This window comes from Homoserinimonas sp. A447 (assembly GCF_054489325.1).
The window spans coordinates 2629161-2648762 of sequence record NZ_JBTMWW010000001.1 but is presented as its reverse complement, the minus strand read 5'-3'; the positions used below and the strand labels follow the sequence as shown (position 1 = coordinate 2648762).

The window sequence follows — 19602 nt, the reverse complement described above, 5'->3', positions numbered from 1 at the left end:
CTGTATGACGTTTGATCCTTACGCCAATCAGGGAGACACGGCCGCGTGGGACCCTGAAGCCGCCGCTGCGACCAAGCGCGCCGCCGACAAGATCTTCACGGTCGGACCAGACGGTACAACTGCTGAGGTTGACGAAGACGACACGTCGCTGAAGCAGGATCCGCATCCGCCGAGCGAAGTTCCCGACCCGGACATCACGAACGACTAGTCCCAGACGCTCGGGGCTTCTTCCCTCGTCGAGGGCATCGCGACATCGTCAGCCCACTCGGCCAGCCAGCTGGGCAGGGTTACCTCGGACAGGTCGACATCCAGCATCTGCGCCAGCTCTGCCAGCGAGACGGTGCCTCCGCTCTTCTTCAGGAAGCGCCCGCGAATGTACCCCTGCGCATAGATCTCACCGTCAACGACGAAGCGCTGCTCCAGGTAGACGGCCTTCTCGTCGTAGCCGACGATCTTCGACTCGAGCACGTAACGCTGCCACGGCGCCAGCGATTTGCGGAAGGTGATCGTCTCACTCGCCACGACCGGATAGAAACCGTTCTTCATCATGGTCGCCCAGGCGCCGGACCGATGGAGCAGGTCGAAACGCCCCAGGTCCATCAACGAGAAGTAGACGCCGTTGTTGACGTGGTTGTTGACGTCGAGGTCGGTCGGCAACACCCGCAATGTCAGCCGGCCGACGTCGTGGACGTTGAAGCGTGGCCCCCAGTGGCTCTTGATCCAGAGCAGGATGGTTCGAAACAGCATATGCACGCCGCAACGCTAGACCATCTCCAGCACGGGAGCGCATCCGCTGTCGCTGGTCTACAAACTTGCGGATGCCCTGGGCTGGGCTCCTTGGACGAAACAACCCTCACCCGTCAGTTGCGGACCCAGCTGTACCGGCCCCGCATGCGGGCGTGTCCGCAGCTGACGGGTGGGGCCGGGCTCAGTGCCGGCGGTGATCCTGGATGGTGATGCGCGGGCCCCGGCGTGGCTTGTGGAACCCGCTCGCCAGGATCAACCGCATCACGCGTTGCCGGTGACCGGCCCACGGCTGCAGCAGTTCGAGCATCCCGTCATCGTCGACCGGCTTGCCGATCAGCGCCCAGCCGACGATCGAGGGCAGGTGGTAGTCGCCGACGCTCACCAGGTCGGGGTGGCCGTGCGCGCGCTGGCTGGTCTCGGCGGCGGTCCACGGGCCGACGCCGGCGAGGGACTGCAGCCGGGCATTCGCGTCCGTCACGGTGACCCGCTCGATGGCGGTGGCAACGGATGCGACGGCGAGCGCCGTTCTGCTGCGGCGCGGATCGACACCGGCCCGGTGCCACTCCCAGGACGGGATCATCCGCCAGGCGTCGGCGGTCGGGAACACCCGCATGCCATCGGGGGCGGGGCCGGGCGCCGGCTCACCATGGGCCATGAGGAGTTGGCGCCACGCGCGCCAGGCCTCGACCGTGGTCACCTTCTGCTCGATCACGGCGGGGATCAGCGCCTCCAGCACCAGGGCGGTGCGCAGCAGTTGGAGACCAGGCGACCTGCGTCGGGCATCCGCGAGGAATGCGTTCGTGGAGACGTCGAAATCGCTCCAGTCGTCGTCTGCCCCCAGCAATCGCGGAACCCGGTCGATGGCCCACTGCGCTCCAGCACCCCAAGCCACGGCATCGACCTCGTGCTGCCCCTGCGTCAATCGCAGTGTCGCCGGCCCTTCCGGTGTGCGTTGGATGAGCCAGACCCCTGCGGAGTCCCGCTGGCATGCCGGGTTGCGCGCGCTGCGGAACAGCGGCGCGAGCGTCTGGGCGAGATCGATCGGATGCGGCGGTGCGTAGCGAGTGCGCACCGGCAGCGCGCGGTCGGTGACCTCGCTCCGGGTCTCGGCTACAGCATCCATCCCCAGAAGACTACGGGCAGCTCCGGTCGCTCAGGATGTGAGGGCGAGCGCAAAATACAATTGGGCGGTGGCCATCCCCAAGATCCTGCTCTATTACATCTTCACCCCGCTCGCCGACCCCGAGGCGATCCGGCTGTGGCAGCGCGACCTGTGCGAGTCGCTCGGGCTGGGCGGACGCATCCTGATCTCGAAGGACGGCATCAACGGGACGGTCGGCGGCGACCTGCCTGCTGTGAAGAAGTACCTGCGCAAGACGCGGGAGTATCCACCGTTCAAGAACCTCGACGTCAAGTGGAGCGACGGCGGCGGCGACGACTTCCCCCGGTTGAGCGTGCGCGTTCGCGACGAGTTGGTCAGCTTCGGGGCGCCCGGTGAACTGCAGGTCGACGAGAATGGTGTGGTCGGCGGCGGCATGAGGCTCACTCCCGAACAACTCCACGAGCTGGTCGCCGAGAAGGACGTCACCTTCTTCGACGGACGCAACGCTTTCGAGGCCGAGATCGGCCGGTTCGCGGATGCTGTGGTCCCGCCGGTCAGCAACACCCGCGAGTTCATCGCTGAACTGGACAGCGGCGCATACGACCATCTCAAGGACCAGCCGGTGGTCACCTACTGCACCGGCGGCATCCGCTGCGAAGTGCTGTCGAGCCTGATGATCAAGCGTGGTTTCAACGAGGTCTACCAGCTCGACGGCGGCATCGCCCGCTACGGCGAGAAGTTCGCGGACTCAGGGCTGTGGCAGGGATCGCTCTACGTTTTCGACGGGCGGATGGCGGTCGATTTCAGTTCAGATGCTGCCGTGATCGGGCGCTGCTACCGCTGCGCAGCGCCCACCAGCCACATGCAGAACTGCCACGACCTGGGTTGCCGCACCCAGCTGGTGGTCTGCGAGCAGCACGCTGCAGAGACGGCCTGCACCGAGCATCCGCTGACCCTGGTTTCCTGAACCGGGTGGCGCGGTCGCCCGTCCGCACCTGTATCTTGATCCTGTGAGCACTAAGCGGGCGACTCCGGGGTCGCAGACTTCACTTCGTGAAGCCAACCGCGCGCGAATCGTCGATGCCGTGAAGCGGCACGGAGGGCTGACCCAGGTCGAGCTCGCCGGTGCTACCGGCCTCTCCCCGGCCACGGTGTCGAACATCGTCAAGGAGCTGTCGACCTCCGGCGTCCTGAACACCACCCCGAGCACGCGCAGCGGCCGCCGCGCCCAGCACGTGACTCTCGCCCGCGCCCTGGGGCTGGTGGCCGGCATCCACTTCTCGACCAGGCACCTGCGGGTGGCGCTGGCGGATGTCGCCCACACCGTGGTCGCGGAGCACCACCTGCCGCTGGCCAAGGACCATCGCGCCGACAACGAACTGAACCGCACGTCGAGGCTCATCGCCGACATGCTGGACTCCGTCGACGCCACCATGGGCGAGGTGCTTGCCGTCGGCGTCGCCCTGCCCGCGCCGATCAACCTTCGCACCGGAACCATTTCACGCACCGGCATCATGCGCGGCTGGGATGCCGTTCCGGTCGCCGAGGTGATGGAGCGTCGGCTGAAGCGCCCGGTCTTCGTGGACAACAACGCCAACCTCGGCGCTCGGGCCGAGTTCCGTTCCGGCGCCCTGCGCGGCAAAGAGAACGCCGTCTATCTCAGCATCGACGACGGTATCGGCGCCGGCCTGATCATCAACGGCAAGGTGTTTCGCGGGCACAACGGCAGCGCCGGGGAGTTCGGTCATTTCACCATCGACGAGAACGGTCCGCTGTGTCGCTGCGGCAACCGCGGATGCCTCGAAACCTACGTCGGCGGCCCGGCGCTCATCGAGTCCCTCCGCGGCAACCATCGCGGCCTTAAGCTGCACGACATCGTGGTTCGGGCGATCGCCGGCGACCCGAAATGCATTCGTGCGATAGCGGATGCCGGACGCCACATCGGGGTCGCCGCGGCCAACCTCTGCAACATCGTCGACCCCTCCCGGCTGGTGGTGGGCGGCGAGCTGTCGCAGGCGGGCGAGCTGCTGCTCGGACCGATGCGCCATGCCCTGGAACGGGCAGTCATCGTCGGTCCGGACAGCGTTCCCGACATTGTGCAGAGCCAATTGGGCGCCCGCGCGGAGATGCTCGGGGCGATCGCCCTGGCGGTCGACCGGGTCACCATCACGTCCAGCGATTCCGCCGCTGTCGCGCCCTGAGCATCCGCTCGCCCGGTAGTGCCGCCTGCGAAGGACGCTGTCGTGAACCGAAAACCTTGAGTTCAAGACTTGACGCCAAGAACGGAATAGTGTCATGCTCATGCCACCGCCACCGAGGGCGGCCATGACCGGAGGTTTTTCAATGAAGATCGCCACCAAGAGAGCGGTGACCGTAGCAACAGCGCTCCTGCTCGCGGCCGGCACACTGACCGCGTGTGCACCGCAAGAAGGTTCATCGTCCGACACCGGGGATGCCGCCACCGGCAAAATCGCCCTGCTGCTGCCGGAGTCGAAGAACACCCGCTACGAGGCCTACGACCGCCCGATCTTCGAAGCCAAGATCGCCGAGCTGTGCCCCGAGTGCGAGGTCGTCTACTCCAACGCCGACCAGGACCCCGCCAAGCAGCAACAGCAAGCCGAGTCTGCACTCACCCAGGGTGTAGCCGTGATGGTGCTCGACCCGGTCGATTCGTCCGCGGCCGCCAGCATCGTCGCATCCGCCAAGGCGCAGGATGTTCCGGTCATCTCCTACGACCGCCTCATCAACAGCAGCGATCTCGCCTTCTACCTCTCGTTCGACAACGAGAAGGTCGGCGAGCTGCAGGGCCAGGCCTTCGTGGACAAGCTCGCAGCTGACGGCGTGACCGAAGGTGACGTTGTCATGATCAACGGGTCGCCGACCGACAACAACGCCACGCTGTTCAAGAAGGGCGCGCACAACGTGATCGACGCGAGCCCGTACAACGTCGTCGCCGAGTTCGACACCCCAGACTGGAGCCCGGACAAGGCACAGGAGTGGATGGCAGGCCAGGTCACCCAGTTCGGTGACAGCATCGTCGGCGTCTACGCGGCCAACGACGGAACCGGTGGTGGCGCGATCGCGGCAATGAAGGCCGGCGGAGTCGACCCACTACCGCCCGTCACCGGCCAGGATGCCGAGCTTCCGGCCATCCAGCGCATCGTCAGCGGTGACCAGTTCATGACGATCTACAAGGCGCTCAAGCTCGAGGCGGAGACGGCAGCCCAGCTCGCCATCGACCTGCTGAACGGCAAGACGCTGACCGGCGAATCGGCTGACACGGATGGCGTACCCACCACCCTGCTCAACCCGGTCGTCGTGACGATCGACAACATCATGGACACCGTGATCGCAGACGGCTTCTACACCGTGGCAGACATCTGCACCGCCGAGTACGCCGACGCCTGCGCGGCAGCCGGCATCCAGTAGCGGGCACCATGCAAGCAGTGCAGTCGATCGGGGCAGTACCTGTGCGCCCCGATCGGCTGTACTTTTGCGTTACCGCCCGGTGACCACACTCCAACCAGCGCTCAAGGAAGAGGCAACACCATGACCGCCGTAACCCAGGCCATACCGGACGACGATCTCATCATCTCGCTCCGCGGCATCAGCAAAGGCTTCGGTGCCGTTCAGGCGCTGGACGATGTGTCGCTCGACATCTACAAGGGCGAAGTCGTCGCCATCGTCGGCGACAATGGCGCCGGCAAGTCCACGCTCGTGAAAATCCTGGCCGGTGTGCATCCGGCCGACTCCGGCACCATGACCCACCTGGGTGATCGGGTCACCATCAATAGTCCCGTCGACTCGCGCGACCTCGGCATTGCGACGGTCTTCCAGGATCTCGCCCTGTGCGACAACCTCGACGTCGTCTCCAACCTGTTCCTCGGCCGGGAACTCGGAACCTTCGCCCTCGACGAGGTCGAGATGGAGCAGCGAGCGTGGAGCCTGCTGCGCCAGCTCTCGGCGAAGATCCCCTCCGTTCGCACGGCCGTCGCCTCCCTGTCCGGCGGGCAGCGCCAGACGGTGGCCATCGCCCGGTCGCTCATCGGCGACCCGTCCATCGTGATCCTCGACGAGCCGACAGCGGCACTCGGTGTCGCGCAGACGGCTGAGGTGCTCAACCTGATCGAGCGGCTTCGCGAGCGCGGTCTCGGGGTGGTGCTGATCAGCCACAATATGGCGGATGTCCAGGCCGTCGCCGACCGCGTCGTGGTGCTGCGGCTCGGACAGAACAACGGTGACTTCCGGGTCCCGGACGTCAGCTACGAAGAGATCATCGCCGCCATCACTGGGGCAACAGACAACGCGGTCACCCGCCGGGCATCCGCCCAGAACCCGGAAGGGGCCACCTCATGAGCACCGTCACCAACCCGACAGCTCCCTCCGTGCGGCCGGAACGGTCGACCATTGCCGAGAGCTGGGCTGCTTTCCGCAACCGCACGCGCGGCGGTGACCTCGGCGCCATTCCCGTGGTCGTCGGCCTGGCCATCATCTGGACGGTCTTCCAGATCCTGAACCCGAACTTCCTGTCCAGCTCCAACCTGGTCAACCTCGCCCTGCAGTGCGCGGCGCTGGGAACCATTGCGCTCGGGGTCGTCCTCGTGCTGCTGCTCGCCCAGATCGACCTCTCCATCGGGTCGATCTCGGGGCTCGCGGCCGCCATCCTGGCCGTCACCTTCACCCAGCTCGGATGGCCGTTGATCGTCTCGATCATTGCCGCGCTGGGTGCCGGCGCCTTCCTCGGCTGGCTGTACGGGTTCCTCTATACCCGCTTCGGCGTGCCCAGCTTCGTGATCACGCTGGCCGGCCTTCTCGGCGTGCTGGGCATCCAGCTCTGGGTGCTCGGCAAGCTGGGGTCGATCAACATCCCGTTCGATTCGTGGATCGTGATGTTCGCCCAGCAGATGTTCCTTCCGGACTGGCTGGCGTACGTGCTCTCCGCACTCGCCGCCGGCGGCTATGTGGCAAGCAACCTGCTGACGGCTAACCGTCGCGACAAGGCGGGACTCATCTCGGCCTCGAAGACCGGAATCTTCATCCGTGGCGCACTGCTGCTCGCGGTGCTGCTCGTCGGATCCTGGTACCTGGGCACCAATCGCGGCGTCGGGATGATGTTCCTGCTGTTCATCGTGCTCGTTGTGGTGCTGAACTACGCACTCACCCGCACCACCTGGGGACGCTCCATCTACGCCGTCGGAGGCAACGTCGAGGCGGCCAGGCGTGCCGGGATCCGGGTGAACCGGGTGTACATCTCGGTGTTCATCATCAGCACCTCGCTGGCCGCGCTCGGCGGCATCCTGGCAGCAGCCAGGCTCGCGTCGGCCAACCAGAGCAGTGGAGGAGGCGACACCAACCTGACCGCGATCGCGGCAGCGGTGATCGGTGGCACCAGCCTCTTCGGTGGACGCGGCAGCGCCTGGTCCGCCGTGCTGGGCATCGTCGTCATCCAGTCGATCGCCAGTGGGCTGACCCTCCTGAGCCTCGACTCCTCGGTGCGCTACATGGTGACCGGCGTCGTGCTGCTGCTGGCCGTGATCATCGACTCGCTGTCGCGGCGTTCCCGCGCCATCCACGGTCGGGCCTGACCCGAACGGGCCCGACCCGAACGGGCCCGTTCACGCAGCAACGCCCCGGTGTCTGACACCGGGGCGTTGCTGTTGTACGTGACTACGGGCAGGTGATGGTGGTGGTGCCGTCGGTGAGCACTTCACCCGACGCGTAGCCCGCGCAGGCCTCGGCGATGGCGTTGAAGCCGGCCGCACCCAGGGAGACGATGGCGATGACCGCGATGATCGAGATGACGATCGAGACGCTGGCGACAATGATACCGGCGAGCGCCAGCCCATTCTTGTAGCCGGCCTTCTTCGACTTGTTGAGCGCGATGATGCTCACGATGAGGCCAACGATGTTCGCGATGAAGGCGAGCACGAGCCCAACAATGCCGAGCGTCTTGCCGGGGTTCTCGGCAACGGGCGCGGTGTAGTCGGCGCTGGGGGCTGGGGCGGGTGTAGCTTCAGTCATGTGTTCTCCTGAGTTGGATGGCGCGTCGAACACGCGCAGGCACGACTGTAGTGGTGCAGGGGCTATCTGAGCAATCGGCGTTTTGGCCTCGCCCAAGTCGCGCCCTGTCCCTGGCTCCACCACAATGGACACATGAGAATCGGAATCCTGACCAGCGGCGGAGATGCTCCCGGGTTGAACGCCGTCATCCGCGGAGCCGTGCTCAAGGGCGACCAGCTCTACGGTCAGGAATTCGCCGGCTTCAAGGGCGGATGGCGCGGCGTCGTTGAAGAGGAGCTCGTGCCTCTCGGCCGCCACGAGGTCAAGGGCATCAGCAAGCAGGGCGGGACGATCCTCGGTACCTCACGCACCAACCCGTTCGAGGGCAATGGCGGGCCGGACCGCATCCGCGAGGTGATGGAGCGGAACGACATCGGGTCCATCATCGCGATCGGCGGTGAGGGTACTCTCGCCGCCGCCAAGCGTCTCTCCGATGAGGGGCTCGAGATCGTCGGTGTGCCGAAGACGATCGACAATGACATCTCGGCGACGGACTACACCTTCGGGTTCGACACCGCCGTACAGATCGCCACGGACTCCATGGACCGCCTGCGCACCACCGGCGACTCCCACGGGCGTTGCATGATCGCCGAAGTCATGGGCCGGCACGTCGGCTGGATCGCGCTGCACTCCGGCATGGCATCCGGTGCTCACGCCATCCTGATTCCCGAGCAGAAGACGTCGATGGACCAGATCATCGGCTGGGTCACCAGCGCCCACGATCGCGGTCGCGCGCCGCTCATCGTCGTCTCGGAGGGGTTCACTCTCGACACCATGGATGACGCACACCACGAACGCGGGCTGGACGCTTTCGGCCGGCCGCGACTGGGTGGCATCGGCGAGCACCTGGCGCCGGTCATCGAAGAACGCACCGGAATCGAGACCCGGGCGACCACCCTGGGGCACATCCAGCGCGGGGGGACACCCACCTCATACGACCGCGTGCTCGCCACTCGCCTCGGCATGGCGGTGCTCGACCTGGCCAGGAACAAGCAGTGGGGGCAGATGGTCGCCCTGCGCGGCACCGACATGATTGCGGTCCCGTTCGAGGAGGCCCTGGGCAAGCTCAAAACGGTGCCGCAGGAACGCTACGACGAGGCCGCGATCCTCTTCGGCTGACCGACTCGTACGGGACGGCTGCGTATGGTTGGTTCCATGCGCGCATGGATGGTGACCAAGGGCGGCGACGGCGTCGACTCCCAGCTGGTGAACGTGACGGATGCCGACCTTGCCGATCGTACGGAATCGGCCGACGGCGATGTGCTGGTGGACGTCGAGTACTCCAGCATCAACTACAAGGACGGCCTGGCGCTGGCCGGCCGCCCAGGGGTGATCCGCGAGCATCCGCTCATCCCCGGCATCGACCTGGTCGGCACTGTCGCCGAATCATCCGACGACCGGTGGCGCGCGGGCGACCAGGTGTTGCTGAACGGCTGGGGAATCGGAGAGACGCACAACGGCGGCCTGGCCGAGCGCGCCCGCGTGAGCGGCGATTGGCTGGTGCGGCTGCCGGAGCGGCTTTCCGCCCGGCAGGCGGCGGCGATCGGCACCGCAGGGTTCACGGCCATGCTCGCCGTCATGGAACTGGAACGGGCGGATGCGCTGGGCAGCCGGGCAACGGACGGCAAGGTTCTCGTCACCGGGGCTGCCGGCGGCGTCGGCAGCATCGCCACTGCGCTGCTCGCCGGCCTCGGGCACACCGTGGTGTGTTCCACCGGCCGCCAGGAGCAGCACGAGTACCTCCGGCGGTTGGGTGCGACCGAGATCATCGACCGCAATTCACTGAGCGAACCCGGCAAGCCACTGCAGGGTGAGCGCTGGTCGGGCGCGATCGACTCGGTCGGCGGCACGACCCTGGCGAACGTTCTCGCCCAGACACGTTACGGCGGCGCAGTGGCCTCCTGCGGCCTGGCCGCCAGCCACGAACTCCCGGCAACCGTCCTGCCGTTCATCCTGCGCGGCGTGCGCCTGATCGGCATCAACTCGGTGTTCGCCCCGGCGGCCATTCGACAGGAGGCCTGGTCACGCCTCGCGACCGACCTGGACCTCGGCCTGCTGGACGACCTCACCGAGACGGTCGGGCTGGCGGATGCGCGGCGCATCGCCGACGACATCCTCGCCGGGCGCATCCGTGGTCGCACCGTCGTCGACGTGCGCACCTGACCGCGCGCATCCGGCGCGGCACGTTCACGGACGCGCCCACCCGTCAACTACGGACTCAACCGTCCGCGGTACTTGTGCACTCGTGTCCGCAGCTGACGGGTGAACAGTTACCGGGTCGAGAAGAGGCGCCTCAGTTCGGGCGACACCCGCTCGGGGCGGATGCCACGGCCCACCACCCGGGCGGCCACTCGCCGGACGATCGGCAGCAGCAGGTGCAACACGAACCGCACCCGCGCCGGAAGCGGATGGGGCAGGTTCACCCCCGGCCCGGCGTTCGCGATCCTCTTGTGCAGCTGAAGCTGGATCGGCTGCATCACCCGCACCGGCGGCACGCGCCGCCGCTGCACCGCCGCCAGGTCCCGCGTGGTGAGGGTGCCGGTGCGCAGCGGTGCGGCCAGCCGGTTGGCGGTGGCGACGGCGTCCTGGATCGCGAAGTTGACGCCGACCCCGAAGGCGGGCGACATGGCGTGGGCGGCGTCGCCGATGCAGAGCAAACCGGGCAGATACCACCGGCTCAGTCGGTTCACCTGCACCGAGAGCAGCTTGACCTGGTCCCAGCCCCGGAGTGAGTCGACCACGTCGGCGACCACGGGTGCCGTCTCGGCCACGCGCTGCCGGAACGCCGGGAGCCCGGCACTCTTCAACGCGGGGAACCCGTCCTTCGGGATGAGCATGCCCGCCTGGTAGTAGTCGCCGCGCGGAATCGTCAGCACCATCGACTTCTTGTCGAGGTAGGCGAGTGTCGGGCGTTCCTTCCGGGTCATCGGGAGGTGGAACCACAGCACGTCGACGGCGACGCCGTACTCCTTCAACGGGAGAGCGGATGCCTCCCGAACCACCGAATCACGACCATCCGCCGCCACCGTCAGGTCTGCTCGCACCGTCAGCTCTCCGTCACCGGTGGCTACAGTGACGCCTCTGACGCGATCCCGTTCACGGAGGAGCCCGGTGACCTCCGCCTGGGTGATCAGCTTGAAGTGCGGCAGCTTCGACGCCTCGGCGACGATGAAGTTCAGGAAGTCCCACTGCGGCATCAACGCCAGGAAGCGCGTGCCACCACGCAACCTGGTGAAGTCGACGGGCTGGATGCGGTTGCCGCTGAGCACGACGTCGAGGCCCTTGACCTTGTTGTGCGGCAGCTTCAGGAACGCATCCTTCAGGCCGAGCTCGCCCAGCAGGTCGATGGTGGACGGGTGGATGGTGTCGCCGCGGAAGTCGCGCAGGAAGTCGGCGTGTTGCTCCAGCACGACGACATCGACCCCGGCTTTCGCGAGGAGGAACCCCAGCATCAGGCCCGCCGGGCCGCCACCCGCGATGCAACACGTCGTGTCGAGGTCGCGGGTGTCCATGGCTTACCTAGTCGCGTTCGCCTTGTGATTCGTGGGCAGCGTACTCCGCGAGGCCCTCGACCAGGGAGTCGGCCGTGCGGGCCTCGGCAATGACGTGCACGCTCAGGCCGGCGGCCCTGGCATCGAACGCCGTTCGCGGGCCGATGCAGGCGACGACAATGGTCTCGGGCAGCGGTGCGAGTTGCGCTTGCACCTGCCTGGCGACCGAACCCGAACTGACCAGCACCGCGCGGATGCGGGCGTCAGCAACATCCGTCGCCACTTTCTCCGAGACGGGAACCCCCACGGTTCGGTAGGCGATGACGAATTCGATGTCGAGGCCGAGTTCGGCGAGGTCGGCCAGGAGGTGCGGCTCCGACAGGTCAGACTGCGGCACCAGCACCCGGCCGGACCGCTCAGACTCCGGCCATTCCTTCAACAGCCCGCGCATCGACTTGTCGGCCTCCGGTGCGAAATCGACCCGGTACCCGGCCAGGGTGAGCGCGGTGTTCGCGGTCTCCCCGACGGCAGCGACCTTGGTCTTCTCCGGAATGGTGATCCCCTGACTGACCAGCACGTCGACAACAGCTGCGCTGGTTACGGCCACCCAGTCGAAGTGGCCTTTCGCCAGTCGCGAGAGGGCGTCGCTGAGTGCCGGTACATCTTCGGGGCTGGCGAAGTTCACCATCGGCGCCACCACGGGTGACGCACCGTAGGAACGGAGGGCCGCGGCGACAACCTCGCCATAGGCGCCACCACGCGGAACCAGCACTCGCCAGCCGGCGAGTGGTTTGGTGTTGCGGAGCGGAGTCATGCCTTCAATACTGCCCCGCTAGCCCGTGAGAGCCAAAAGCACTGCTCAGTGAGGGTCAGTCGTCCCGCGCGGTGGAGCTATGGTGATCGCGCCAGCGATCACGCGACCCCAGCGCCGACCGAGCCTGCGAGGGAGGTCAGTCGTCCCCGAAAATCGCCCAAGCAATCAAGCCACCAATAACAACGACCGCCGCCGTCGCCCCGATGATCCACGGCACCGGGTTGTCTTCATACGACACCCGCACCTTGTCGGCGAGGATTCCGGCCTGCTTCGGCACGTTCAGCTTGTCCTCGAGCTCGTCGAGGGTCTCTTCCAACTCCACCCGCTTGGCGGTAGCCCTGATGTCGGCTCCACCCAGATCTGATGTGGTCATGGCTTCTCTCACTTTCCGACGCCGCGTACGACGTTCAGGTCTTTCTTGAGGCTGTTGATTGTCGCGGTCGGCATTGGTGGCATCCCGCTCTTCAGCTTCACGTATCCGATCCAACCGACGATCGCTGCGATGATCAGCAGCAGCAGTGCGACCAGTAGCGCAGCCAGCCAGCCCGGCATCACCAGGGACAACGCGAGGATCGCAGCCGTCAGCAGCACCCCGACCGCGAAGAGCACTACGACGGCGGCTCCGGCGAGCAAGCCCGCCCCGATGCCGAGCGCGGTGAACTTGCGGGTCAACTCGGCCTTGAGCTGGTCGATCTCGGCCGCAATGAGCTCCTTGACCAGGCCGGGCAGGTCGGTAAGCAGCGTGAGCAGTGACCGCTTCGGTCGAATCGGTTCAGTCATGGTCGGTTACTTCGAGGTGCTTGACGAACGCGTCCCAGGGTTCTTCCTGACACCGGCCGCAGTCGCGCCGCTCGTTGAGGTACCGCTCGTGGAGCTGCCGCTCGTTGAGGTACCGCCCGTCGAGCTCTTGCTGCCGGCATCCGACTTCTTGGTTGCTGAGCGCACCTGGGAGACCACCTTCTTGGCGTTGTCGCTGATGAAGTCGACCACCTCAGGCGCCTTGTCTTTCGCGAAGTCTTCGACCGTCTCGACCTGTTGCTTGACCCTCGGGTCGTTCCAGAACTTGGTGGCGGCACGCTTGATCTCTTCGTAGCGTTCACGGCCGGCGCGGGCTCCCAGCACGTATCCAACGGCCAGCCCGGTCACGATGAGGATTTTGCCTCGCATTAGCTACTCCTGTTCCTCGTCTATTGCCGAGCGTCCGCTCGACGGCTATTCAAGCGTAGTGTCCGACGCCCTCACCGGGCATGGAGCTAACTCTCAGGCTGATCCGAAAGTGCCTCAGTGAAGGTACTCGAGGATGTCGCGCCCCACCGTGCGCATCGCGTCGAGTACGCGCAACCGGGCCAGGAGGTCGGTGTCGGCGAACTGAACGGTCACCGCGTAGGCGACGCCGGCACGGGCGCTGCGGACGACCCCGGCTTCGGCGCGGACGCCGGCATCCGTTCCCGTCTTGTTGACCATCTGGATGCCGTGGTCCTCCTCTCGGTGGGCCAGCGGGTCGAGGCCGAAGGCGCTGGCAACCATGGAGAGGTCGGCGTTCAGCGACAGCCAGCCGAGCACCCGCTGGCTGGTCACCGGGTCGACCACCTCGCCGCGCGACAGTGCACCGAAGAGCCAGGCGAGTTCTGCCATCGAGCCGACGGAAAGTTGGGGGGCGTCATCCGGACCGCGACGGTTGCGCACCAGGTCGAGAAGGGCGGTGCGCTTGAGACCCAGGGACTCCGCGCGGGCGCGCACCGCCTCGAGGCCGATCACCCGCAGCAGAACGTTCGTCGCCAGGTTGTCGCTGGTCGCGCCGACGAGCGTGGCCAGGTCGACTACCGGAAGGGCAGGCGCCTGAAGGTGCCGCCACAGGCCGGAGTCCGCGACATTGTCGCCGGGGGTCTTGTCGAGGATGCCGTAGCCGGCGAAATCGCGCGCGGTGATCCTCGCCGATGCCTCGATCAGGAGCAACACCTTGCCGACGCTGGCCGTCGGAAGCGCGATGCGATCGTCGATGGAAACCAGTTGGGCGCGAGTGGTCAGGTCGATGACGCTTGCCGAAACCTGGGCGCCCAGGTAGGCGAGCTCTCCGAGCGCGTGGAACCCGCCGGAGAAGCTCTCAGCTCCGTCGGCGCCACGGTGGCGGCCCGCCCTGACGGTACGGACCCGCTCGCGTTTGTCCTGATCTCGCGTCGGAATCACCAAATAGTCACACGCTCGTTCGGGTCGAGCCAGAGCTCATCATCGGGGGTCACTTCAAACGTCTCATAGAACGCGTCGATATTGCGAACAATCTGGTTGCATCGGAACTCGTTGGGCGAGTGCGGGTCGATGGACAGCAGGCGGATGACCTCCTGGTCGCGAGCTTTCAACTGCCAGGCCTGGGCCCAGGAGAGGAAGAACCGCTCGGCCCCGCTCAAGGATCCTGCCTGTACTGAGCTCGTCGAAGTGTCCACCACCGGCGGCTTCTGACCGTCCAGGGAGATCAGGTACGCCTTCCAGGCGATCCCGAGCCCGCCGAGGTCCCCGATGTTCTCGCCGATGGTGAGCGCGCCGTTCACGAAATGGTCGGGAACCTGCCGCGGCGCCAGCGCGTTGTACTGCTCGATCATGGAGGAGGTCAGCTTCTCGAAGGCCTCACGATCATCCGCCGACCACCAGTCGATGAGGCGACCGTCACCGTCGTACTTGGAGCCCTGGTCGTCGAAGCCGTGACCGATCTCGTGGCCGATGACCGCGCCGATCGCCCCATAGTTGGCGGCCGCATCACGGGTCTCGTCGAAGAACGGGAACTGCAGGATCGCGGCCGGGAAGACGATTTCGTTGAACCCCGGGTTGTAATACGCGTTGATGGTCTGCGGGGTCATGAACCACTCGTCGCGGTCGAGCGGCTTGCCGATCTTGCCCAGCTCGCGCTGGAACTCGAACTCGCTGGTCGCCCGCACGTTGGCGATCAGGTCTGAGGGGTCGACCTCGAGGGTCGAGTAGTCGCGCCACTTCACCGGGAAGCCGATCTTGGGCGTGAACTTCTCCAGCTTCTCGAGGGCGCGCTGGCGGGTGGCATCCGTCATCCAGGACAGGCCGGCGATGCTCTGGCGGTACGCCTCGACCAGGTTGTCGACGAGGACGTCCATGCTCGCCTTGGCGGTCGGCGAGAAGTGCCGGTCGACGTAGATGCGGCCGACCGCCTCGCCCATCGCGCCCTCGACCAGGGAGACGCCGCGCTTCCACCTGGCCCGCAGCTCTGGCGTGCCGGTCAGGGTCTTGCCGTAGAAGTCGAAGTTGGCGTCGACGAAGTCTGTGGACAGGTAGGGGGCGGATGATCGGATGACCTGCCAGCGCAGCCAGTCTTTCCAGCTTTCGAGGTGCTCGTCGGCGAAGAGCGTGCGAACACCCTCGATGAAGCTCGGCTGGCGCACGACCAGCTCGTCGAATGAGCCGGTTGGGGGGTCGAGCGCCCTCCGCCAGTCGTTCAACTCGGACGTTTTGACATCAGTCAGGCTCCCGCTGGTCGAGGGTGTCGAAGTGACCCCGGTCGATGCGACATCCGTCCAGGTCATCAGGTTGTAGGTCGCCTCGCTGTCGCGGGAGCGCACATTGTCCCAGTGGTGGGACGCGATCTGCTTCTCCAGCTCGAAGACGCGGCGAGCGCTGGCGGATGCCTCCGGCAACTTCGCGAGGTCGAACATCCGCTCCAGGAACTCTTGGTACTTGGTCCGTACCTCGTCGAACTTCTCCTCGCGGAAGTAGGACTCGTCCGGCAGGCCGATTCCGCCCTGCTCGAGGAACACCAGGTAGCGTTCGGGGTTGCCCGGGTCGTTGTCGACGAAGAGCTGGAACAGCCCGCTGGTGCCCTGGCGCTCAAGGCTGCCGAGCGTGGAGAGCAGTTCGTCGACGGTGCTTATCGCGTCGACCTCAGCCAGCAGGTGAGCCAGCGGCTCCCCGCCCAGTTTCTCGATGCGGTCGATGTCGAGGAAGCTCGCGTACAGGTCGCCGAACTTGCGCTCCTCGGTTCCCTCGGCGGCGGTTTGTGCTTCCTCGATGATGTCGCGAACAGCCTTCTCGGCCTCCTCCGCGAGCACGTAGAACGAGCCATACCTGGCCTTGTCGGACGGAATCTCGGTGCGGTCGATCCACTTCCCGTTGACGTGGCGGAACAGGTCGTCCTGCGGGCGGATGTTCGGGTCGAGTTCGTCGGTCTGGATACCGGAAGTCAGCTGGGGATCGGCGCTCATGCTCCCAGCCTATGCTCCCCCGATGTGCGCTCGCAGCCCGGTCTCCCCCATTCCCTGGGGTGCCGATAAATGGGCTTCCCCGGCCACGGGAACGCCAATTTCTGGCATCTCGGGTAAGGTTTTGGGCATCTCCAGAGAACTTGACCGCGACATCCTGCGGTTGGCCGTACCCGCGCTCGGGGCGCTCGTAGCCGAACCTCTTTTTCTCCTGACCGACACCGCGATGGTCGGCCACCTCGGCGCGGCGCCGTTGGCCGGCCTGAGCATCGCGAGCGCCATCCTGCAGACCGCGATCGGCCTGCTGATCTTCCTCGCCTATGCGACCACGCCGGCTGTCGCCCGGCGGTTGGGTTCCGGCGACCGGGGAGGCGCCATCCGTGCCGGAATCGACGGCATGTGGCTCGCGCTGCTGATCGGTGTCGCACTCATGATCGTCGGGATCCCCACCAGCGAGTGGCTGGTGGCCGTATTCGGCGCCGCGCCCGACGTGACGACGGCCGCCAACACCTATCTCAGCATCTCCCTCTGGGGCATCCCGGGCATGCTGATCGTAATCGCCGCGAACGGCCTGCTGCGAGGGCTGCAGGACACCCGGACTCCGCTGGTCGTCGCCGTTTGCGGCTTCGGCGCGAACATCGCGCTCAACGCGATCTTCATTTACGGCTTCGGCTGGGGCATCGCCGGCTCCGCGGTCGGCACGATCATCGCCCAGTGGGCGATGGCGATCGTCTACATCGTCATGGCCGTGCGCGCAGCATCCGCGACCGGCGCGAGCCTGCGGCCTGGGCTCCGCGGTGTCAGCGCCGCTGCGGGAACCGGGATGTGGCTGCTCGCCAGGACCGCCAGCCTGCGGGCGGCGATGCTCGCCACCGTCTTCGTCGCGACCGACTTCGGCGTGACCGAGTTGGCGGCGCTGCAGATCGCGATGACGATCTTCGCAACGCTGGCATTCATCCTCGATGCCCTCGCGATCGCCGGCCAGGCGCTCATCGGGCACGGACTGGGCGCATCCGCCGTCGACCGGGTCGCGGCCATCACCAGACGCCTCATCCAGCACGGTCTGCTCTTCGGCCTGCTGCTCGGCGTGGTCATCGCCGCGTTGGCGCCGGTGGCCGCTCCCGTGTTCACCTCGGATGCCGCGGTACGGAGCGCGGTCACCGTCACCTTGTACATCATGGCTGCCGGCATCCCGCTCGCCGGTTATGTGTTCGTGCTCGATGGCGTGCTGATCGGGGCGGGCGACGCCCGCTACCTGGCGATCACCGGTGCGCTCAACCTGGCTGCGTATGTGCCACTGCTGTTCTGGTTGGAGTCCGTCCGACCGGATGCCGCACTCGCCTGGCTCTGGGTGGCGTTCGGCTTCGGTTACATGGGAGCGCGTGCACTGACCCTCGGCCTGCGGGCGAAAGGCAACCGCTGGATCGTCACCGGGTCACGCTGACCCGCCTACGATTGTCAGAGTGACTTCGCCCACTCCCGTCTACCCCGCTGGACTCAACCGCGGTCAGGTCGTCGCCTGGCGCAACGGGATCTTCGCGATCTTCGCCGTCTGCGGCATCGGCATCGCCAGCTGGATGGCCCGCATCCCGGCGGTCAAGGACGCGCTCGACGTCAATACCGCGCAGATCGGCGTGCTCATTTTCGCCATCGCGGTCGGCTCGATCACCGGGTTGCTGGCGGCGAGCCACGTGATCGCCAGTTTCGGCACCCGCCGCGCGATGGCCTGGTCGCTGGTGATCGGCCCCCTGGGCCTGGGGCTGGCCGGTGTCGGCGTCACCGTCGGGCAACAATTCTGGGTGGTATTCGCCGGCCTGGCCGTTTTCGGTGCCGGCATGTCGGTGTGCGACGTCGCCATGAACCTGTCCGGTGCCGTCAACGAGCGCGCGCTCGGGCGCACCATCATGCCGATCTTCCACGCTTTCTTCAGCTTCGGCACCATGATCGGGGCTGGGGTCGGAGCGGCCGCGGAATTCGCGCAGGTGCCGATCGCTGTCCAGGCCGCGGTGGTGTCGGCGGTAATGGTGGTCGCCGGATTGCTCGGAGTGATGTCGACCCAGTCGGAGAACGTGCTGCAAGTCGATTCGCCGGATGAAGACCACGGCACTACCTGGCGGGAACGCCTCGGCGTCTGGCGAGACCCCCGTACGCTCCTCATCGGCGTGATCGTGCTCGGCATGGCCTTCGCCGAGGGTTCGGCGAACGACTGGCTGTCGCTCACCATGGTCGAGGGACACGGCGTGGACAAGTCAACCGGCGCGCTGGTGTTCGGCGTCTTCGTGACTGCGATGACCGTCGGTCGTCTCGCGGGCGTCAGAATCCTGGACCGGTTCGGACGCGTTCCGGTGCTGCGCGCATCCGCTGCCCTCGCGGTGATCGGCCTGCTCATCGTGATCTTCGTCCCGGTCGCCTGGATCGCCGTGGTCGGGGTAGTCCTGTGGGGCCTGGGATCGGCTCTCGGCTTCCCCACCGGCATGTCGGCGGCGGCGGACGATCCGCGCACGGCCGCGGCGAGGGTCAGCGCGGTTGCCACGATCGGCTACTCAGCGTTCCTGATCGGGCCGCCGCTGATCGGCTTCCTGGGTCAGCAGGTCGGGCTGTTGAATGCCCTGCTGATCGTGCTGGTGCTCATCGTGGCCGCGGGCGCCGTCTCGCACGCCGCCCGCGAGCCGATGAAGTCCTAGTCATCCAGCACGAAGGTCACTTCGAGCACGACCGACCAGGCGGTGATCTGGCCGTCGGCCGCTTCGACCTTCTGCTCCTTGACCCAGGCTCCGGAGATTCCCCGGAGAGTCTTGTGTGCGCGCTCGATGCCGATCTTGACGGCGTCCTCGAAACTTGTCTCCGAGCGGATATTGAGTGTGGTTACTCGTGCGACGGATCCCATGATTCCTCCTCTAAGTGGTGGATTTCTCCGCGATGGCGGATGATTTTCGAGCGTACGCTCGGGCCTCCGCGCCGGCTCGAGCTCTCATCCAATGCCCAGCCTTTGCAGGGCGGCGCGTGATGGCTGCGCTCGGGTGCATCAGGATGACGGCGCCGGGCTCCGCAGCGGCACCTCGGGAATCTCCGAAGCCTCAGCCCCCAGGCTTCGGAGACCCCGATGACCGGATCGGGTGGCTGATCCGCGGTCTCCCCTGGGTAATCAAGGGTGTAGCCGTTGGATCAGCT

Annotated in this window: 21 protein-coding genes; 10 read left to right on the top strand and 11 right to left on the bottom strand. The window is 66.5% G+C overall.

The genetic code is table 11. The annotated features are described in order from the left end of the window. Positions 1-4 precede the first annotated feature (4 nt). Positions 5-208 carry a hypothetical protein gene (locus ACX3O0_RS13060; protein ID WP_459089547.1) on the top strand — a complete coding sequence of 68 codons (204 nt, stop codon included), beginning with the start codon at positions 5-7 and terminating at the stop codon, positions 206-208. Here the strand turns inward: ACX3O0_RS13060 and ACX3O0_RS13055 are convergent. Together ACX3O0_RS13055 and ACX3O0_RS13050 are read right to left on the bottom strand one after the other, a co-directional pair. After that, complete coding sequence (locus ACX3O0_RS13055; protein WP_459089826.1) at positions 205-747, bottom strand: acyl-CoA thioesterase; 543 nt, start codon at positions 745-747, stop codon at positions 205-207. The genes ACX3O0_RS13060 and ACX3O0_RS13055 overlap by 4 nt on opposite strands. Before the next feature lie 181 nt (positions 748-928). After that, complete coding sequence (locus ACX3O0_RS13050) at positions 929-1870, bottom strand: DNA-3-methyladenine glycosylase family protein (protein WP_459107987.1); 942 nt, start codon at positions 1868-1870, stop codon at positions 929-931. A 67-nt stretch (positions 1871-1937) separates the two neighbouring features. Here ACX3O0_RS13050 and trhO point away from each other — a divergent pair, with 67 nt between their 5' ends. From trhO to ACX3O0_RS13025, 5 genes are all read left to right on the top strand, one after another. Beyond that, positions 1938-2816 (top strand): oxygen-dependent tRNA uridine(34) hydroxylase TrhO, encoded by an 879-nt coding sequence (trhO, locus tag ACX3O0_RS13045; RefSeq protein WP_459107986.1) that lies wholly within the window; start codon positions 1938-1940, stop codon positions 2814-2816. Positions 2817-2859: 43 nt separating this feature from the next. Beyond that, positions 2860-4050 (top strand): ROK family transcriptional regulator, encoded by a 1191-nt coding sequence (locus ACX3O0_RS13040; protein ID WP_459089541.1) that lies wholly within the window; start codon positions 2860-2862, stop codon positions 4048-4050. 142 nt (positions 4051-4192) lie between these two features. Continuing rightward, the gene (locus ACX3O0_RS13035) at positions 4193-5278 is read left to right on the top strand and encodes an ABC transporter substrate-binding protein (RefSeq protein ID WP_459107985.1); all 1086 of its coding nucleotides are present in this window, start codon (positions 4193-4195) and stop codon (positions 5276-5278) included. A gap of 120 nt (positions 5279-5398) precedes the next feature. After that, positions 5399-6205 (top strand): ATP-binding cassette domain-containing protein, encoded by an 807-nt coding sequence (locus ACX3O0_RS13030; protein ID WP_459107984.1) that lies wholly within the window; start codon positions 5399-5401, stop codon positions 6203-6205. Continuing rightward, positions 6202-7434 carry a sugar ABC transporter permease gene (locus tag ACX3O0_RS13025; RefSeq protein WP_459107983.1) on the top strand — a complete coding sequence of 411 codons (1233 nt, stop codon included), beginning with the start codon at positions 6202-6204 and terminating at the stop codon, positions 7432-7434. Before ACX3O0_RS13030 ends, ACX3O0_RS13025 begins: the two co-directional genes overlap by 4 nt. An 82-nt stretch (positions 7435-7516) precedes the next feature. Here ACX3O0_RS13025 and ACX3O0_RS13020 read toward each other — a convergent pair whose 3' ends face one another. Next, on the bottom strand, positions 7517-7870 hold the full coding sequence (locus tag ACX3O0_RS13020; protein ID WP_459089533.1) for a DUF4190 domain-containing protein: 354 nt from the start codon (positions 7868-7870) through the stop codon (positions 7517-7519). Positions 7871-8002: 132 nt separating this feature from the next. Between ACX3O0_RS13020 and ACX3O0_RS13015 the strand changes: the two genes are divergently transcribed. Both ACX3O0_RS13015 and acuI read left to right on the top strand, forming a co-directional pair. Further along, positions 8003-9028 (top strand): ATP-dependent 6-phosphofructokinase, encoded by a 1026-nt coding sequence (locus tag ACX3O0_RS13015; RefSeq protein WP_459107982.1) that lies wholly within the window; start codon positions 8003-8005, stop codon positions 9026-9028. Between the two features lie 36 nt (positions 9029-9064). Then, positions 9065-10072, top strand: a complete 1008-nt coding sequence (gene acuI, locus ACX3O0_RS13010; protein WP_459107981.1) for an acrylyl-CoA reductase (NADPH) — start codon at positions 9065-9067, stop codon at positions 10070-10072. Between the two features lie 107 nt (positions 10073-10179). On the opposite strand, the gene ACX3O0_RS13005 is transcribed toward acuI, so the two are convergent. The 7 genes from ACX3O0_RS13005 to ACX3O0_RS12975 form a co-directional block, all read right to left on the bottom strand. Beyond that, complete coding sequence (locus ACX3O0_RS13005) at positions 10180-11421, bottom strand: FAD-dependent oxidoreductase (RefSeq protein WP_459107980.1); 1242 nt, start codon at positions 11419-11421, stop codon at positions 10180-10182. Positions 11422-11428: 7 nt separating this feature from the next. Then, positions 11429-12214, bottom strand: coding sequence for a uroporphyrinogen-III synthase (locus tag ACX3O0_RS13000; RefSeq protein WP_459089525.1), 786 nt, complete (start codon positions 12212-12214; stop codon positions 11429-11431). A gap of 136 nt (positions 12215-12350) precedes the next feature. Next, entirely contained in the window at positions 12351-12587 is a 237-nt protein-coding gene (locus ACX3O0_RS12995) for a DUF3618 domain-containing protein (RefSeq protein ID WP_459089523.1), read from the bottom strand. A gap of 8 nt (positions 12588-12595) precedes the next feature. Further along, a complete protein-coding gene (locus tag ACX3O0_RS12990) occupies positions 12596-12994 on the bottom strand; it encodes a phage holin family protein (RefSeq protein WP_459089521.1) in 399 nt (132 codons plus the stop codon). Positions 12995-13000: 6 nt separating this feature from the next. After that, the gene (locus ACX3O0_RS12985) at positions 13001-13381 is read right to left on the bottom strand and encodes a YtxH domain-containing protein (protein ID WP_459089519.1); all 381 of its coding nucleotides are present in this window, start codon (positions 13379-13381) and stop codon (positions 13001-13003) included. A 114-nt stretch (positions 13382-13495) separates the two neighbouring features. Next, positions 13496-14401 carry a serine hydrolase gene (locus ACX3O0_RS12980; RefSeq protein WP_459089517.1) on the bottom strand — a complete coding sequence of 302 codons (906 nt, stop codon included), beginning with the start codon at positions 14399-14401 and terminating at the stop codon, positions 13496-13498. Beyond that, complete coding sequence (locus ACX3O0_RS12975; RefSeq protein WP_459107979.1) at positions 14398-16434, bottom strand: M13 family metallopeptidase; 2037 nt, start codon at positions 16432-16434, stop codon at positions 14398-14400. The genes ACX3O0_RS12980 and ACX3O0_RS12975 overlap by 4 nt, the downstream gene beginning before the upstream one ends. A gap of 121 nt (positions 16435-16555) precedes the next feature. Here ACX3O0_RS12975 and ACX3O0_RS12970 point away from each other — a divergent pair, with 121 nt between their 5' ends. Both ACX3O0_RS12970 and ACX3O0_RS12965 read left to right on the top strand, forming a co-directional pair. Beyond that, a complete protein-coding gene (locus ACX3O0_RS12970; RefSeq protein WP_459107978.1) occupies positions 16556-17875 on the top strand; it encodes an MATE family efflux transporter in 1320 nt (439 codons plus the stop codon). A 19-nt stretch (positions 17876-17894) separates the two neighbouring features. Next, positions 17895-19115 carry an MFS transporter gene (locus tag ACX3O0_RS12965; protein WP_459107977.1) on the top strand — a complete coding sequence of 407 codons (1221 nt, stop codon included), beginning with the start codon at positions 17895-17897 and terminating at the stop codon, positions 19113-19115. Here the strand turns inward: ACX3O0_RS12965 and ACX3O0_RS12960 are convergent. After that, positions 19112-19318, bottom strand: coding sequence for a dodecin family protein (locus ACX3O0_RS12960; RefSeq protein WP_459089509.1), 207 nt, complete (start codon positions 19316-19318; stop codon positions 19112-19114). The two genes, ACX3O0_RS12965 and ACX3O0_RS12960, sit on opposite strands and share 4 nt — an antisense overlap. Between the last annotated feature and the right edge of the window lie 284 nt (positions 19319-19602).

What these genes read in the sequence shown, in the direction of transcription:
- ACX3O0_RS13060 (WP_459089547.1), top strand. Translation starts at nt 5, where the DNA reads ATGACGTTTGATCCTTACGCCAATCAGGGAGACACGGCCGCGTGGGAC.
- ACX3O0_RS13055 (WP_459089826.1), bottom strand. Translation starts at nt 747, where the DNA reads ATGCTGTTTCGAACCATCCTGCTCTGGATCAAGAGCCACTGGGGGCCA.
- ACX3O0_RS13050 (WP_459107987.1), bottom strand. Translation starts at nt 1,870, where the DNA reads ATGGATGCTGTAGCCGAGACCCGGAGCGAGGTCACCGACCGCGCGCTG.
- ACX3O0_RS13035 (WP_459107985.1), top strand. Translation starts at nt 4,193, where the DNA reads ATGAAGATCGCCACCAAGAGAGCGGTGACCGTAGCAACAGCGCTCCTG.
- ACX3O0_RS13030 (WP_459107984.1), top strand. Translation starts at nt 5,399, where the DNA reads ATGACCGCCGTAACCCAGGCCATACCGGACGACGATCTCATCATCTCG.
- ACX3O0_RS13025 (WP_459107983.1), top strand. Translation starts at nt 6,202, where the DNA reads ATGAGCACCGTCACCAACCCGACAGCTCCCTCCGTGCGGCCGGAACGG.
- ACX3O0_RS13020 (WP_459089533.1), bottom strand. Translation starts at nt 7,870, where the DNA reads ATGACTGAAGCTACACCCGCCCCAGCCCCCAGCGCCGACTACACCGCG.
- ACX3O0_RS13015 (WP_459107982.1), top strand. Translation starts at nt 8,003, where the DNA reads ATGAGAATCGGAATCCTGACCAGCGGCGGAGATGCTCCCGGGTTGAAC.
- acuI (WP_459107981.1), top strand. Translation starts at nt 9,065, where the DNA reads ATGCGCGCATGGATGGTGACCAAGGGCGGCGACGGCGTCGACTCCCAG.
- ACX3O0_RS13005 (WP_459107980.1), bottom strand. Translation starts at nt 11,421, where the DNA reads ATGGACACCCGCGACCTCGACACGACGTGTTGCATCGCGGGTGGCGGC.
- ACX3O0_RS13000 (WP_459089525.1), bottom strand. Translation starts at nt 12,214, where the DNA reads ATGACTCCGCTCCGCAACACCAAACCACTCGCCGGCTGGCGAGTGCTG.
- ACX3O0_RS12995 (WP_459089523.1), bottom strand. Translation starts at nt 12,587, where the DNA reads ATGACCACATCAGATCTGGGTGGAGCCGACATCAGGGCTACCGCCAAG.
- ACX3O0_RS12990 (WP_459089521.1), bottom strand. Translation starts at nt 12,994, where the DNA reads ATGACTGAACCGATTCGACCGAAGCGGTCACTGCTCACGCTGCTTACC.
- ACX3O0_RS12985 (WP_459089519.1), bottom strand. Translation starts at nt 13,381, where the DNA reads ATGCGAGGCAAAATCCTCATCGTGACCGGGCTGGCCGTTGGATACGTG.
- ACX3O0_RS12975 (WP_459107979.1), bottom strand. Translation starts at nt 16,434, where the DNA reads ATGAGCGCCGATCCCCAGCTGACTTCCGGTATCCAGACCGACGAACTC.
- ACX3O0_RS12960 (WP_459089509.1), bottom strand. Translation starts at nt 19,318, where the DNA reads ATGGGATCCGTCGCACGAGTAACCACACTCAATATCCGCTCGGAGACA.